This window comes from Oenococcus kitaharae DSM 17330, from assembly GCF_000241055.1.
In the GTDB taxonomy this organism is placed as follows: domain Bacteria; phylum Bacillota; class Bacilli; order Lactobacillales; family Lactobacillaceae; genus Oenococcus; species Oenococcus kitaharae.
This window is the reverse complement of the sequence record NZ_CM001398.1, coordinates 1,744,951-1,759,863: the sequence shown is the minus strand read 5'-3', so window position 1 is coordinate 1,759,863 and position 14,913 is coordinate 1,744,951. Positions and strand designations below refer to the sequence as shown.

Below are 14,913 nucleotides of genomic sequence, written 5' to 3'. Positions count from 1 at the left end.
ATTTGGAAGATAATAGGAGGTTCACATGAATGTTTTAGTAACGGGTGGTGCTGGTTATATTGGATCGCATACAGTCGATAGATTGCTGGCTCACGGCGATCAGGTGACGGTTGTTGACAATCTTTGGACTGGCCACCGCGCTGCTGTGCCTGCGCAAGTGCCCTTTTATGAGGCTGATGTGCGGGACAAAGCGGCCATGAAAAAGATTTTTGATGAGAATAATTTCGATGCTGTTGTACACTTCGCCGCTTTGACACAAGTTGGCGAATCAATGGCAAAACCACTTTTTTACTTTGACAATAATACATATGGTGTGATTTCTTTGCTGGAAGCAATGCGTGACCATGATGTTAAAAAGATCGTTTTCTCGTCCTCTGCTGCTACTTATGGCGTGCCTGAGCATAATCCAATCACTGAAGAGGAACCGCAAAAACCGATTAACCCTTATGGTCTGACAAAACTGCAGATGGAAGAAATCATGGGTTGGTGCGATCAAGCCTACGGTATCAAAGGGGTTGCACTGCGTTATTTCAATGTTGCCGGTGCCAAACCAGATGGTTCGATCGGAGAAGACCATAATCCCGAAAGCCACATGATTCCTAATATTTTAAAGACAGCTCAAGGCAAAAAAGATAAAATGGTCATCTTTGGGGATGATTATAATACGCCTGACGGCACCAACGTGCGCGATTATGTCCATGTTGTTGATCTAGCAGATGCCCACGTCCTGGCTTTAGGCTATCTGCAGCGGGAAAACAAATCTAATCGTTTCAACCTGGGTACTGAGCAGGGGATGTCAAACAAGCAGCTGATCGATGCTGCTAAAAAAATTACTGGTGTTGATTTTAAAGTCGAAGTCGGCCCTCGCCGCGCTGGTGATCCGGATGCTCTTGTTGCCAGTCCTAAAAAGGCCAAGGAAGTGCTGGGTTGGGATCCTAAACTCAGTAATGTGGAAGACGAAATGAAAACGGCCTGGAATTGGATGACAAAGCATCCTAACGGCTACGATGATCAAAAATAATGAAGATTTTATCGATTGATACAAGTGGATCAAGTTTAAATGTTGGCCTGTTAGATTCTTCGACCGGCCTTTTTTTTGCACACGAACACACAAAAGACGAAGCGCGCACGCATTCAATGAAAATTCTGCCAGCTATTCAGGCATTGATGACAAAAGCCGGCTGGTCCTTTGACCAATTGGACAGGATTGCATTGACGGCCGGGCCAGGATCTTTTACAGGCCTTCGAATAGGCGCGGCCGTGGCCAAAATGATCGCCGGCCAGACATTTGCTGAATTAGTTCCTGTATCAACGCTGGAAATGATTGCCCTTAGTGCACGCTTATCGGCCGCCGATCCCAATACAACTAGCTATCTGCCGATGATCAATGCCCGCAACCACAATGTTTTTGCTGCTATTTGCCGCCCAGGGAAGCCTTTGGATGATGAAGGGCATTGGCCATTTGCAGATTTTTTGTCCAAAGCTCCGAAAAACAGTATTTTTGTCTTCGAACAGGGGACAGGTGATGATTTTAAAGCGGAAATCCAAACAGCAGGATTGAAGTTTATCGAACAGCCATCAGAAAAACTCATTGATGCCAAATTATTAGCACAGCAAGGCTTATCAGCCGCAAGGGCTGATGCTGATAGTTTTGCGCCGCGTTATTTGCGCAAGACGGCTGCTGAAATGGCTTGGCTGAAAAAACATCCGGACGCCGGTGATGGAGACTACGCCAAATATGTTTCTGAAGTCTAAAAAAATCGAAGGATTTACTGAGCATGAGATTTCGATTGCCGGAAAAAAAGTGTTGATTCGACAGGCGGACCTAGAGGACAGCAAAAAACTTGTTGCTATTGAGGAAGCTGTTTATACTGGACTAGCTCCCTGGAATCAATTGGCTTTTGTGACTGAGATTGCTTACGGCCGGCACAATTTATATCTTTCGGCCAGTGTCGAGGGACAGGCGATTGCATTTATTGGATTGACATATCGCCGCAACAGCAAGGACTTGCATATTACAAATATTGCTGTGCTGCCAATATGGCAAAGCAAAGGGTTAGGCAGTTACTTGCTGAACTATGCTGGGAAAATCGCCCAACTAAATCATTTGCAGCGCCTCACGCTGGAAGTACGCCGGTCTAACGCACATGCACGCCGTTTATATGAAAAAATTGGTTTTAAGAAAAAATCGGAATTGATTGGTTACTATAATGATGATCACGAAGATGCAATAGAAATGGAGTGGCTGTTTTGACAGCAAAACAAGATAATTTAATTTTGGCCTTTGAGTCTTCGGCGGATGAGACCAGTGCAGCAGTTGTAAAAAACGGTCACGAAATTCTCAGTAATATTGTGGCAACGCAAATTGCCAGTCATCAACGCTTTGGCGGGATTGTTCCGGAGGTCGCCAGCAGGCACCATTTGGAGTGGATCAACCGTGTGACAAAAGAAGCCCTGCAGGAGGCATCCGTGACTGATCCGGCTGCACAACTATCGGCAGTGGCTGCGACATACGGCCCTGGGCTGGTTGGTTCTTTATTGATTGGCTTAATGGCCGGTAAAACGTTTGCGATGGTTCACGGCCTGCCCTTTATTGCTGTTAATCACTTAGCAGGGCATATCAGCGCAGCTAATTTTGTCCAGCCGACCAGTTATCCAGCCATGGCTGTGATGGTTTCTGGCGGACATACCGAATTGCTTTGGATGGCAAAGGAAAACTCTTTTCAAATTATCGGCACAACTCTAGATGATGCCGCCGGCGAGGCTTTTGATAAAGTGGGCCGCATTCTCGGGCTGAATTATCCTGCCGGCAAAGAAATGCAGGAAATGGCAGCAAAGGGGCAAGCCAACATTCATTTTCCGATCGCACACACGGAAAACACCTTTGATTTTTCTTTTTCCGGCTTGAAGTCGTCTGTTTTAAATTATGTGCATCATGCTGATCAGCTTTCCGAGCAGATTAATAAAAATGATGTTGCGGCGAGTTTTCAAAAAGCGGTTGTGGAAGCGATTATTGAAAAAACCGAAGCCGCAATTCAAGTGTTTCAACCCGTGCAGCTTCTTCTAGGTGGTGGTGTTGCGGCAAATCTAGCTTTGCGCACAGCGATTGAGCATCTGGCCCAGACCTATCATTTGAAACTGACAGAGGCGCCGATTTCACTGGCAGGTGATAATGCGGCGATGATTGGTGCAGCCGCATATCTGAATTTTAAAGCCGGCCGTTTTTCAGGGCTGGATTTGAATACGGATCCATCTCTGAATTTTTCGAGAATGTGATTATTTCACATTTTTTGTGATTTTTTTATCTAGTTCGTTTACAATGTAATAGAAATGGTTCTGGGGGACTTTAAAGGATATGACTTCTGAAAATCAAATACCGCGGGCGACTGCACAACGTTTGCCGATTTATTATTATTATTTATCCACATTGAATGATGCTGGTATCAAGCGGATCAATTCAAGCGAAATTTCTGAGGCGATTAAGTTCGATGCAGCTACAGTTCGCCGCGACTTCTCTTATTTTGGCGCTTTGGGCAAACGCGGATTCGGTTACGATGTCAGCGCGCTCTTAAGCTTCTTTAGTAAGGTATTGTCGCAAGATAAGCTGAACAAAGTGGCCGTGGTTGGTGTTGGAAATCTAGGCCAGGCTTTGATGAAAAATAATTTCAGTCATACCAGCAATATTGAAATCGTCATGGGCTTTGATGCTGACGATGATAAGCGCTCGATCAAGCTGGTAAACGAAATGGGAAAATCGGTTCCAGTTTATCATGTTAAAGAATTGGCAGAACGGCTGCATGCCAACAATATTACGATCGCTATTCTGACAGTGCCGGAAAAAGCAGCTCAAGAAGTGACCGATCAATTAGTTGCAGCTGGTATCAAGGGAATTTTGAACTTCTCACCGATTCGGATTACGGTACCATCCAGTGTCCGTGTGCAGAATGTCGATTTGACGACCGGTATGCAGACTTTGATCTATTTTGTGGATAATTTTAAGAACATTAAAAGCGCTAAATAAAGCGTTTTTTTATTATTTTCTAAAATAGTCAGGATTTGTCAAAAAGTTTGACCTTTTTTGACCAATTGCGTTATAATTTTACGCGGAACAAATTAAAGGAGGTTTTTAAATTCATGATTAAACCATTAGGTGATCGAATTGTTCTTAGTATTGACCAGCCCGAAGAAGAAAAGGTTGGTGGGATTTTAATTGCAAACAACGCCAAAGAAAAACCAGTTACAGGTTCTGTTGTGGCAGTTTCTGAAACGGGAATTGGGGATACTGAAGCTCCTAAGTCTGTCAAAGTCGGCGACAAAGTAATGTTTGATAAATACGCCGGTTCACAAGTTACGATCGATGGAGAAGATTATCTCATCGTTCACGAAAAAGATATTCTGGGGGTTTTGTAATTCATGGCTAAAGAAGTACGTTTTTCTGAAGATGCCCGCACACGTATGCAGGCAGGAATTGACAAGTTGGCAAATGCTGTTAAGACAACGATTGGTCCTAAAGGACGCAATGTTGTTTTGGAGCAGAATTACGGTACACCAACGATTACAAATGATGGTGTCACAATTGCCAAAGCCATCGAATTAGACGACCATTACGAAAATATGGGTGCCAAGCTCGTGACTGAAGCCGCTTCTAAGACTAATGATGTTGCCGGTGATGGTACGACAACTGCGACTGTTTTGACACAAGCAATCGTTAACGAAGGCTTGAAGAACGTGACGGCTGGTGCTAATCCTGTCGGCATTCGTGCTGGTATTGAAAAAGCCACTGCCGCCGCTGTCGATGCTTTGAAAAAGGAATCTCATGAAGTTAAAGACTCTTCTTCTATTCAGCAAATTGCTTCGATTTCGGCTGCAAATGAAGAGACGGGCAAGTTGATTGCTGATGCTATGGAAAAAGTTGGTCATGATGGCGTCATCACGATCGAAGAGTCCAAGGGTATCGAGACCGAATTAGACGTCGTTGAAGGTATGCAGTTCGATCGTGGATACATGAGTCAATATTTTGTCACAGATAACGACAAAATGGAGACTAACCTGGATAATCCTTATTTGCTGATTACCGACCAGAAGATCGGCAATATCCAAGATATTCTGCCTGTTTTGCAAAGCGTTGTTGAACAAGGCCGTTCGCTTTTGATCATCGCTGATGATATTACAGGCGAAGCATTGCCAACACTTGTTTTGAACAAACTGCGCGGTACCTTTAATGTTGCTGCTGTCAAAGCGCCTGGATTTGGCGATCGCCGTAAGGCACAATTACAGGATCTGGCCATTTTGACTGGGGGTACTGTGATTACTGAAGACTTGGGCCTTCAATTGAAGGATGTCGCCATTGACCAATTAGGCCAGGCAAACCGTGTCAATATCACAAAAGACAAGACCACGATTGTTGAAGGCAAAGGTGATAAATCTGCCTTGGCTGACCGCATCAAGGGTATTCGTCAAGAGATTGAAAATACGACTTCTGATTTTGATAAAGAAAAGCTGCAGGAACGTTTGGCCAAGCTGGCTGGCGGTGTTGCTGTTGTCAGAGTCGGTGCTGCAACCGAAACTGAATTAAAAGAGAAGAAATATCGTATTGAAGATGCTTTGAATGCAACTCGTGCCGCTGTTGAAGAAGGCTTTGTTGCTGGTGGCGGTACTGCTTTGATCGATGCTATCCCAGAAGTCAAAAAAGTGACTGATGGTTTGTCGGGCGATGAAGCTACTGGTGCCCGCATTGTTCTGCGTGCTTTGGAGGAACCACTTCGTCAGATCGTTGAGAATGCTGGCCTTGAAGGTTCTGTCATTGCTCAGCGTGCTAAGACTGAAGATCCAGAAGTCGGCTATAACGCTGCAACTGGCGAATGGGTAAACATGATTCAGGCCGGCATTGTTGATCCAACTAAAGTTACTCGTTCAGCTTTGCAGAATGCTGCTTCTGTTTCGGCTATGATTCTGACTACCGAAGCTGTTGTTTCCGAGCTTCCTAAAAAAGATGAACCTGCTGCACCAGCTGGAGCCGGTGCAGGCATGCCAGGTATGATGTAAACTTATTTTTCACATAAAATCCCGGATTGTTCCGGGATTTTTTTGTTATTCTTATATCTTGTGTTCACAAAAATGCTTGATGGAGGAGGAAAAAAATTATGACGCAGCACACTTTTTTTGATCTATTCAAACCATCCTGGTACATTCACCAAATGTCCGGTTGGTCAAGGTCTTCATATATTCTTTTGATTTTTGGCTATCTATTTATTGCCTGGCAGACTTTTACAAGTCCGCTCAGTACGATTGCAATTTGGACATTTATTGCGGCCATCCTTGGTTTTACAACCACCTTGGCAATTACGAATACTCGTCCGCTAAACGGCGTCTTCGGCTTAATTTCGGCCCTGATTTATATCGTGGTGGCTGTAGCGGCACACAATCCATCGGATGCCATTCTGCAGGCCGTTTACATCGTCTTGCTGGATATTCCAGTGTTGATTTCGCCTAATTGGGCGATCGACGTGGAAAAGAAAGTTCGGCGGATTGCTGAAGTTGATCAGCGTGGCGAAAAACATTCAGCTGCCTATTGGCATCGTTTATTTGCATTTTCTTTTATTGCAGCCTGGATTCTGCTTTATTTCTTTGAAATTTATATCACTAAAACACCTCGTCCAATGATTGATTCTTTCACGGCTGCTATTGGTATCACGGGTGCTTTGTTAACAACTTTGCGTTTCTCAGAATCTTATTATTTTTGGATTATCCAAGGATTGGCACAAGTGATTTTGTGGGGAATTACAGCAGCACAAGGGGATGCTTCTCTAGTCCTATTCTTCACTTATATGCTTTACTTGGCTAATGATGCAGTTGCTTTATTGGACAAACGAATTGCTTGGTTTCACCATGCAAACTAAAAAGACCGAATATGCGGTCTTTTTTTGTGTCACGACATAAGGCAATTGAATACAAAAAAGACCAGCAATCTGATTGCTGGTCTTTTAAATTAACCAAGACGGTTGTAATATTCAACGATCAGAGATTCGTTAATATCAGCACCGAGTTCTTCGCGCTCTGGGAATCGAACTAATTTGCCTTCCAGCTTATCAGCATCGAATTCAACGAAGGGTGTGTTATGCAGAGATGACTCAACTGCGTTAATAATTGGAGTGATCTTCTTGGAACGGTCGCGAACGGAAATCATTTCTCCGGGCTTGACTTCAAAAGAAGGGATCGTCACACGCTTGCCGTCAACCAGGATATGGCCATGATTGACAAGCTGGCGTGACTGAGCACGTGTAGTTGCTAAACCAAGACGGTAGACAACTGAATCCAAACGTGTCTCCAATAAAATTAAGAAATTAGTACCGTGCAAGCCCTGACGGATCTTGCCGGCTTTTAAGAACAAATTATGGAATTGACGCTCAGTCAATCCATAGGTGAAACGAAGTTTCTGCTTTTCACGCAATTGCGTGGCATATTCAGAAAACTTAGGGCGGCGGCCGGTATTACCGTGGTCGCCAGGTGCATAAGGGCGTTTTGCCAATTCCTTGCCAGTTCCCGAAAGGGAAATGCCAAGACGACGGCTTAAACGCCACTTTGGTCCGGTATAACGTGACATATTTTCTCCATTCTGTTGTAAATGGGCTAAACCAAGATTCGTGCAAAACAGCTTCGGTTCTACAGCTTGCCTACTCAAAGATTTGCTTTGAAACTGACTTGTTGACGAGCTTCTCGTTTAACTGCTGCAAACAACCCTTATATACTACACGGATTTTGGTTTTTAAGCAAGCTGAGCCGCTTCCCACGTTCGTGTGAAGGCGAACTAGATTTTAAGAAAAGCTGATGTTCTTCAAGAATCAGGCAAACAAGTCATAAAATAATGACAGCTATGGTTTGGGTATTAATAATTTCTATAATTCTATTTCTGACATATCTGGCAGCAATTCTTTTTCAGCGGTCCTTTGCACGGAGATCCAACGAAATCGTGGATGCAAAGGACAAATTGGCACAGATCAATGTCCGCCAGGCTTTGCTGGATGCTCGCAAACTGAGTTTGACAGGTAAATCGCTGCATGATTATCAGCGTTTGGAAGCAGATTACAATGACATTGAGAATTCCAAGTTCCTTCATATTGATCAGCTAGCCAACTCGGTTGTTTTTGATGCACGCGGATTAAACGTCTTTAAGACACGAGAAGAATTTAATACTTTGGATGCAACATTGCAAGAAACGCAGGCCAAGATTAAAGATATCCAAGACGGCCTTGAAAAACTCAACGAAGTTGATCAAGAACATCGTAAAGCAGTTGATGAATTACGGGTTCGTTATGACCGCCTGCGCAAAAAAATACTGGCCGAGTCGTTTAAATACGGCCCAGCCGCAGAACCTTTGGAAAATGTTCTGTCCGGCTTGGAAGACAATTTTGCGAAATTTGTCAAATTAACCGAATCCGGCGACCATAGTGCTGCTACTGATGTTTATGAACGTTTGCGTGTTGAGACCAATGATCTGGAAAAAAAGATGATTGATATTCCGCCGCTTTATGACAAATTAGTCAATCGTTATCCAGCTAATTTTAAAGAATTGCAAAGCGGGGCCGATACCTTAACAAAACGCGGCTTTGTGTTTGACGCAGATCCTAACGTCGTTATCTCCGATATGAAGAAAAGCTATCAACGGATTTCTGATAGTTTAAAGGCATTGAATCTTAAAAAAACGACTGAAGCACAGGCTGTTTTGGAGGTTCAGATCAAAACTTTGTACGACACGATTGATAATGAGTTTGGTGCCGAATACGATGTTAAGAAAAATGATCGCAAACTAAGTGGTGAACTGGCCCATGTTCGTGCGCAAAATCAGGAGCTGACTCTGGAAATTGATCGTTTAAACCAGCGTTTTATCTTGTCGCACTCAGAGGTCGAAGACACCCGCGGTTGGGCAGAACAGATTAAATCAGTTGCTGCGCAAAACGACGGCAATGTGAAACGCTGGCGGGAAAAGAAGGCACCTTTTACAGCTTTGCGCCAAACGCAGCTAGGCCTATTCAAACAATTGGACCAAATTTCTAAAAATCAGCGTGATCTGTATGTCACAATCAGTTCCTATCCGCAGGTTTTTGATGATTTAAAACGAATTTCACTTCAATATGCTGGCGAACTTTCTAATATTCGTCGTGTGTTGGAACAGGTTGATATGCCGGGATTGCCAGCTGATTATCGCCTGCAGTTTATCTCCGTGCAGGATGAAATCAAATCGCTTAACGAAATGGTGGCTTCAGCCCGAGTGAATTTGGACGATGCACAGCGCCAGGCGCATGAAGTGACAACCGATCTGGCAGATTTGAAATCCAGCTCGTCGGAATTGTATGTCAATGCAAATTTGGCGGTTGAATTAATTCATTACGCTAATCGCTATGTTGACCGCCAGGAAATTATCAGTGCCTTGCAGCAGGCTAGATTATATTATGAACGTGATCTGGATTATAGCCGGACAGTCGATATTGTCGGACGCGCCTTAAATCAAGTGGAAGCCGGCAGCTACAGGCGTTTGCGAGATGGCTATGTCAATCGCAATCAGACACCTTTCTAGCTTGAAAGGCAGGCGGCATTTAGATATACTTAAAGACAACTTAGAGGAGTAAGCTTTATTGTGTTCAGAGATCTGACGTTTGCTGCGAGTCAGACACAAGCCGGCCGAAGGTTGCTAAGAGATTGCGGAAAATAAATATTAAGCGGCTTGGCAACAGGCAACTTGGGTGGTACCACGCAGAAGCGTCCCGGGATTTTTCCTAGGGCGCTTTTAATTTGATGATGCAAGCTAGATTATTGTTAATAAGAAAAATTTTAGAGCTGACAATTCACGATAAATGGCATTTAGCAGCTGTTTTATTTTTGATAGCTGCTTTGGTGATCTTTTTCCGCTTAAGAAGAAAGGGCAAGTGAGATGCGCGAGATTAAAATGTCGACCAAATATAATCCGACCGAGGTCGAAAAAGGGATGTACGACCGTTGGCAAAAAGCCGAACTGTTCAATCCAGACGTTGACAAAAAACTAAATAAACAAAAATATGCCGATGCACAGCCTGAGGCATATTCAATTGTCATTCCACCGCCAAATGTGACTGGCAAACTGCATCTGGGCCATGCCTGGGACACGACTTTACAAGACATGCTGATCCGTCAAAAACGCATGCAGGGTTATGACACTTTGTGGCTGCCTGGCATGGATCATGCTGGTATTGCCACTCAAGCTAAAGTCGAAGCACGCTTGCGCGAACAAGGGACCAGCCGTTATGATTTAGGTCGGAAAAAATTCGTTGATCAGGTCTGGCAGTGGAAAGACGAGTATGCCAGTATTATTAAATCTCAGTGGGAAAAATTAGGTCTTTCGTTAGATTTTACGCGGGAACGCTTCACTTTGGATCAAGGGCTGAATGATGCCGTTCGTAAAGTTTTTGTTGATATGTACAAGAAAAAATTAATTTACCGCGGCGAGTACATCATCAACTGGGATCCTCAAGCGCGTACAGCTCTGTCTGATATTGAAGTCATCCATAAAGACGATCAGGGCGCTTTTTATCACGTTAAATATCCTTTTGTTGATCCAGATTATGTGTTTAACGGCCAGCATTATATTGAAATCGCGACCACGCGCCCAGAAACAATGTTCGGCGACACGGCCGTGGCTGTTAATCCTTCTGATGAGCGCTATAAAGACTTAGTCGGCAGAAAAATTCGTGTACCTTTGGTGAACCGTGAAGTTGAAATCATTGCTGACCAGTATGTTGATAAGGATTTTGGAACTGGTATGGTCAAGATCACGCCAGCACATGATCCCAATGATTTTCAAGTGGGCAATCGTCATAACCTGCCTCGCATCAACACGATGAATGAAGATGCTTCAATGAATGAAAATGCCGGGCCATACAAGGGAATGGATCGTTTCCAAGCGCGCAAAGCTATGGTCGCGGACCTAAAAAGCGGCGGTTACATGCTGAAAATTGATCCGATTGTCCACTCTGTTGGCCACTCAGAAAGAACTGATGTCCAAATCGAATCACGTTTGTCGACGCAGTGGTTTGTTAAAATGCAGCCTTTAGCACAGCAAGCCTTAAAGATGCAGGGAATTACTAATGAACATGTCGATTTTTGGCCGACTCGTTTTGAAGATACCTATACAAAGTGGATGGAGAATGTCCATGATTGGGTCATCTCCCGTCAACTTTGGTGGGGTCATCGCATCCCGGCCTGGTATCGAAAAGACGCAAGCGGAAAAACCGAGACTTATGTTGGTTTGACAGCACCCAAAGGCGATGATTGGGTACAGGACCCAGATGTTTTGGATACTTGGTTTTCCAGCGCTTTATGGCCTTTTTCAACGATGGGCTGGCCGGATACGAAAAGTCCTGATTACAAACGTTTTTACCCGACTACGACAATGGTGACAGGCTATGACATTATTTTCTTCTGGATTAGCCGTATGATTTTTCAAGGCCGGCAATTTACTGGCCAGAGGCCCTTTAAAAACGTCCTGATCCACGGCTTAATTCGTGATGCCCAGGGACGCAAGATGTCTAAGTCATTAGGAAACGGCATCGATCCCATGGATGTGATTGCTAAGTATGGCGCTGATGCCTTGCGTTGGTTTTTGTCAACGGGTTCAACGCCGGGCCAAGATTTGAATTTCTCTTATGACAAGATGGATTCGGCTTGGAATTTCATTAATAAAATTTGGAATGTCTCCCGTTATGTGTTAATGAACCTCGATGATAATACACTGGTACAGCTGCCGTCAGCTGATCAAATGACGTTGGCCGATCGTTGGATTTTGTCGCGTTTGACTGCCACGATCGACAAAGTAACAAGCAATTTTGATAAATTCGAATTTGGTGAAGCTGGACGTCAGCTGTATAACTTCATTTGGGACGATTTCGCCGATTGGTATATCGAGATGACTAAAGAGACGCTAGGCGCTGGTGGCAATAAAGGCAAGACGCCGGTTCAGCAGATTTTAGCTTATGTCCTCGACCAGACATTACGACTGCTGCATCCGATTATGCCTTTTGTCACAGAGGCTATTTGGCAGCAGCTGCCCGGCCGGAAAGCACAAGAAAGCCTTGTGATCGCTGACTATCCAACTGTTAATCCGGCTTTATCCGATAAACAAGCTGAGACATCATTTTCTGCCTTGCAGGATTTGATAACAGCCATTAGAAATATCCGGTCTGAAGCCAAAGCAGCCATTTCAACGCCTGTTGATATTCTGATTCAGACAGAAGACGACGATTTGAGAACTGTCTTCCAGGAGAATACAGATTATATTCAGCGATTCGGCCACCCTAAATCCTTGGTGATTGCGCCGGATATCCAGGCCCCGGCCCTGGCGATGTCTCAGGTAATCAATGGTGCAGTGGTGTATGTGCCTTTGGCTGAGTTGGTTGATTTGGGCGAAGAAGTTCAGCGTTTGGAAAAACAAGCGGCAAAATTCCAAGCCGAAGTCAAACGGTCTAGCGGCAAACTGGCCAACGAGAAATTTACATCGTCAGCACCAGAAAAAGTTGTCGCAGCAGAAAGAGAAAAGCTGGATGACTGGCAGGCTAAATTATCAGCTACGCAGGAACGGATTCAGACATTAAAAGAAAGCAGCCATGATTGAAAACGCAGAACAAGCTATTGCATGGATTCATTCGCTGACCCGTCCTGGTCTTCGAGTCGAGCATGATACTCAAAAAAGAATACTGGCTTTACTAGAGAGTTTGGGTCACCCAGAGAAAAAACTACCGCCGGTCATTCATGTGACCGGCACCAATGGCAAGGGATCTGTTTCACGCTTTTCGCAGGCTATTTTGACTGCCAGCGGCTTTAAGACTGGCCTCTATATTTCTCCTTTTATTATTAAATTTAATGAGCGGATTGAAATTGACGGCCAATATATTTCTGATAGCGATTTGACCGTCTACACACAGCGGATCGCTGATTATTATACAAACCAGACTGAATTTGAAGTGATTACTGCCATTGCGCTCCTGTATTTTTCCGAATCCCACCTGGACGCCTTGGTGATTGAAGTTGGTATCGGCGGCCTTTGGGACTCAACCAATGTGATAGATGCCACGGTGGCAGTTATTACTAGTGTTGGCATGGATCACATGGACATTCTTGGCGACACATTAGCGAAAATTGCTTACCAAAAGGTCGGTATCGTTAAAAAAACCACGAAAGCGCTGCTTTACGGCCGTTTGCCCAGTGAAGCTAAAGAGGTCGTGGAAAAACAGGCTCAGGATCTGCAGGTACCCTACGGTGAGATTGATAGCAAGCTAAAAGTTTCACGCGGCTACTATCAAAGATATAATGCGGCCTTGGCTTGGGCTGTGGTCAAAATTTATCTGCATAATATTCTGCCAAATGAACGCTTCTTGGAGATAATCGATTTTTGGACAACTGATAAATTGATCAAATTTATTAACCACGTTTCCTGGCCGGCCCGCATGGAAATTATTTCTAAGAATCCTCTGATTATCGTTGATGGCGCACATAATCCACAAGGGCTTGCCATATTGACTGATTCGCTGCTGCGTGAATATGGTGATCGGGAGCAATTAATTGTGTTCGGTCATTTGGAAAAGAAAAAAATTTCAGTTAGAAACTTTGATAATCTACCTTTTGCCAAGGTTTTTCCAGTTAATTGGGAATCATACCGTCAGACAGCTGAATCGGATCATTATGAAGAATGGCATAAACAGTTGGACGAACTGCTTGAAAAAATAGACAATGAAAAGCAGATGATCGTGGTGACTGGATCCCTCTATTTCGTCAGCCAGGCGCGGATTTATCTGAAAAATAAATTGCAAAAAAAGTGAAAAGGCGCTGAAAAACTGCGTGTTATACTTGTAAGGATAGGACATATATGGCATTAGGATTTGGACAAAAAAATGTCGGGATTGATCTCGGCACAAGCAATACTCTGGTCTTTTTAGAAGGCTCGGGTATTATCATCAACGAACCGAGTTTCGTTGCAAAAGATACTGCGACTGGTGAATTGATGGCTGTTGGGTCAGCAGCGCATAAAATGTTTGAAAAGAATCCGCCTACGATTTCAGTCATCCGCCCTTTGCGTAAAGGCGTCATTTCTGATTTGGACGCGACAGTGGGTCTTTTAAAGTACTTTTTGAATGTGGCCTATAATAATCGTCCCGGAAAACCCTTAGCGATTATCGGCGTTCCTAGTGGTGTCACTGAAGTTGAACGCCGAGCTGTTAAAGACGCTGCCCAATCTGCCGGTGTCCGCGATGCTTACGTGATCGATGAACCAATTGCGGCGGCTGTTGGAGCTGGTTTACCCGTCTATGACGCACCTGGCACAATGGTGGTCGATTTAGGCGGTGGTACAGTGGACATCGCCACGATCAGCTTGGGCAAAGCCAATGCTTCTCGTTCAACGACTTTTGCTGGGGATGCGATGAACGAAGCCATTAAAGACATGGTTCTGCAACGCTACAATTTCCGCATTTCTGAAGGTGATGCTCAGATTTTAAAAGAAGAGATTGGTTCCGCTGATGTTAAAGCTGCTAAGCAGCTGGGTTCGGCTACAGTTAAGGGCATTGACCTAATTTCCGGGCTGCCCGCTCAACGCGATGTGACAGCAGAAGATGTTGCACTTGCCATTGCCAGTCCAGTCAGCCATATTCTGGTTGAAATTCAGACAACGCTAGAGGAATCTCTACCGGAACTTGTATCTGATATCATTGACCGCGGTATTACACTGACAGGCGGCGGTGCTAATTTAAGGTTTCTTGACCGCGTGATTGCAGATACTGTTCACGTGCCTGTTTTTATTGCGCCTAATCCGCAAGAAGCAGTTGCTAACGGGCTGGGTGAAATGCTGCGTTCTTCGCAGATGCAATTTAAGTAAAAATAATAAGTAGTTGG

13 protein-coding genes are annotated in these 14,913 nt (G+C 44.3%); 12 read left to right on the top strand and 1 reads right to left on the bottom strand.

The genetic code is table 11. The annotated features are described in order from the left end of the window. Positions 1-25: 25 nt before the first annotated feature. The 8 genes from galE to pnuC all read left to right on the top strand — a co-directional run bounded on the left by galE (position 26) and on the right by pnuC (position 6,899). Positions 26-1,021 (top strand): UDP-glucose 4-epimerase GalE, encoded by a 996-nt coding sequence (galE, locus tag OKIT_RS08860; RefSeq protein ID WP_007747195.1) that lies wholly within the window; start codon positions 26-28, stop codon positions 1,019-1,021. After that, positions 1,021-1,755 carry a tRNA (adenosine(37)-N6)-threonylcarbamoyltransferase complex dimerization subunit type 1 TsaB gene (gene tsaB / locus OKIT_RS08855; protein WP_007747189.1) on the top strand — a complete coding sequence of 245 codons (735 nt, stop codon included), beginning with the start codon at positions 1,021-1,023 and terminating at the stop codon, positions 1,753-1,755. The genes galE and tsaB overlap by 1 nt, the downstream gene beginning before the upstream one ends. Beyond that, positions 1,739-2,254, top strand: coding sequence for a ribosomal protein S18-alanine N-acetyltransferase (gene rimI / locus OKIT_RS08850; RefSeq protein WP_007747186.1), 516 nt, complete (start codon positions 1,739-1,741; stop codon positions 2,252-2,254). Before tsaB ends, rimI begins: the two co-directional genes overlap by 17 nt. After that, positions 2,251-3,276: a tRNA (adenosine(37)-N6)-threonylcarbamoyltransferase complex transferase subunit TsaD gene (gene tsaD, locus OKIT_RS08845; protein WP_007747185.1), complete on the top strand. Its 1,026-nt coding sequence runs from the start codon at positions 2,251-2,253 to the stop codon at positions 3,274-3,276. Before rimI ends, tsaD begins: the two co-directional genes overlap by 4 nt. A 79-nt stretch (positions 3,277-3,355) precedes the next feature. Beyond that, positions 3,356-4,021 (top strand): redox-sensing transcriptional repressor Rex, encoded by a 666-nt coding sequence (locus OKIT_RS08840; protein WP_007747184.1) that lies wholly within the window; start codon positions 3,356-3,358, stop codon positions 4,019-4,021. A 113-nt stretch (positions 4,022-4,134) separates the two neighbouring features. Then, entirely contained in the window at positions 4,135-4,410 is a 276-nt protein-coding gene (locus OKIT_RS08835; protein WP_007747182.1) for a GroES family chaperonin, read from the top strand. Between the two features lie 3 nt (positions 4,411-4,413). Further along, positions 4,414-6,045: a chaperonin GroEL gene (gene groL / locus OKIT_RS08830; RefSeq protein WP_007747179.1), complete on the top strand. Its 1,632-nt coding sequence runs from the start codon at positions 4,414-4,416 to the stop codon at positions 6,043-6,045. A 95-nt stretch (positions 6,046-6,140) separates the two neighbouring features. Then, on the top strand, positions 6,141-6,899 hold the full coding sequence (pnuC, locus tag OKIT_RS08825) for a nicotinamide riboside transporter PnuC (RefSeq protein WP_148126064.1): 759 nt from the start codon (positions 6,141-6,143) through the stop codon (positions 6,897-6,899). 89 nt (positions 6,900-6,988) lie between these two features. Here pnuC and rpsD read toward each other — a convergent pair whose 3' ends face one another. Next, positions 6,989-7,603: a 30S ribosomal protein S4 gene (gene rpsD / locus OKIT_RS08820; protein ID WP_007747173.1), complete on the bottom strand. Its 615-nt coding sequence runs from the start codon at positions 7,601-7,603 to the stop codon at positions 6,989-6,991. A 270-nt stretch (positions 7,604-7,873) separates the two neighbouring features. On the opposite strand from rpsD, the gene ezrA reads away from it, so the two are divergent. From ezrA to mreB, 4 genes are all read left to right on the top strand, one after another. Beyond that, complete coding sequence (ezrA, locus tag OKIT_RS08815) at positions 7,874-9,574, top strand: septation ring formation regulator EzrA (RefSeq protein ID WP_028291767.1); 1,701 nt, start codon at positions 7,874-7,876, stop codon at positions 9,572-9,574. A gap of 354 nt (positions 9,575-9,928) precedes the next feature. Next, positions 9,929-12,640 carry a valine--tRNA ligase gene (locus OKIT_RS08805; protein ID WP_007747169.1) on the top strand — a complete coding sequence of 904 codons (2,712 nt, stop codon included), beginning with the start codon at positions 9,929-9,931 and terminating at the stop codon, positions 12,638-12,640. Further along, complete coding sequence (locus OKIT_RS08800; protein WP_007747167.1) at positions 12,633-13,844, top strand: bifunctional folylpolyglutamate synthase/dihydrofolate synthase; 1,212 nt, start codon at positions 12,633-12,635, stop codon at positions 13,842-13,844. Before OKIT_RS08805 ends, OKIT_RS08800 begins: the two co-directional genes overlap by 8 nt. A gap of 47 nt (positions 13,845-13,891) precedes the next feature. Beyond that, complete coding sequence (mreB, locus tag OKIT_RS08795) at positions 13,892-14,896, top strand: rod shape-determining protein (RefSeq protein WP_007747164.1); 1,005 nt, start codon at positions 13,892-13,894, stop codon at positions 14,894-14,896. The last annotated feature ends 17 nt before the right edge of the window (positions 14,897-14,913 follow it).

Bases quoted from the DNA above. Each gene is read 5' to 3' on its own strand.
- OKIT_RS08805 (WP_007747169.1), top strand. From the start codon at position 9,929: ATGCGCGAGATTAAAATGTCGACCAAATATAATCCGACCGAGGTCGAA.
- rpsD (WP_007747173.1), bottom strand. From the start codon at position 7,603: ATGTCACGTTATACCGGACCAAAGTGGCGTTTAAGCCGTCGTCTTGGC.
- groL (WP_007747179.1), top strand. From the start codon at position 4,414: ATGGCTAAAGAAGTACGTTTTTCTGAAGATGCCCGCACACGTATGCAG.
- OKIT_RS08840 (WP_007747184.1), top strand. From the start codon at position 3,356: ATGACTTCTGAAAATCAAATACCGCGGGCGACTGCACAACGTTTGCCG.
- OKIT_RS08835 (WP_007747182.1), top strand. From the start codon at position 4,135: ATGATTAAACCATTAGGTGATCGAATTGTTCTTAGTATTGACCAGCCC.
- rimI (WP_007747186.1), top strand. From the start codon at position 1,739: ATGTTTCTGAAGTCTAAAAAAATCGAAGGATTTACTGAGCATGAGATT.
- ezrA (WP_028291767.1), top strand. From the start codon at position 7,874: ATGGTTTGGGTATTAATAATTTCTATAATTCTATTTCTGACATATCTG.
- OKIT_RS08800 (WP_007747167.1), top strand. From the start codon at position 12,633: ATGATTGAAAACGCAGAACAAGCTATTGCATGGATTCATTCGCTGACC.
- galE (WP_007747195.1), top strand. From the start codon at position 26: ATGAATGTTTTAGTAACGGGTGGTGCTGGTTATATTGGATCGCATACA.
- tsaB (WP_007747189.1), top strand. From the start codon at position 1,021: ATGAAGATTTTATCGATTGATACAAGTGGATCAAGTTTAAATGTTGGC.
- mreB (WP_007747164.1), top strand. From the start codon at position 13,892: ATGGCATTAGGATTTGGACAAAAAAATGTCGGGATTGATCTCGGCACA.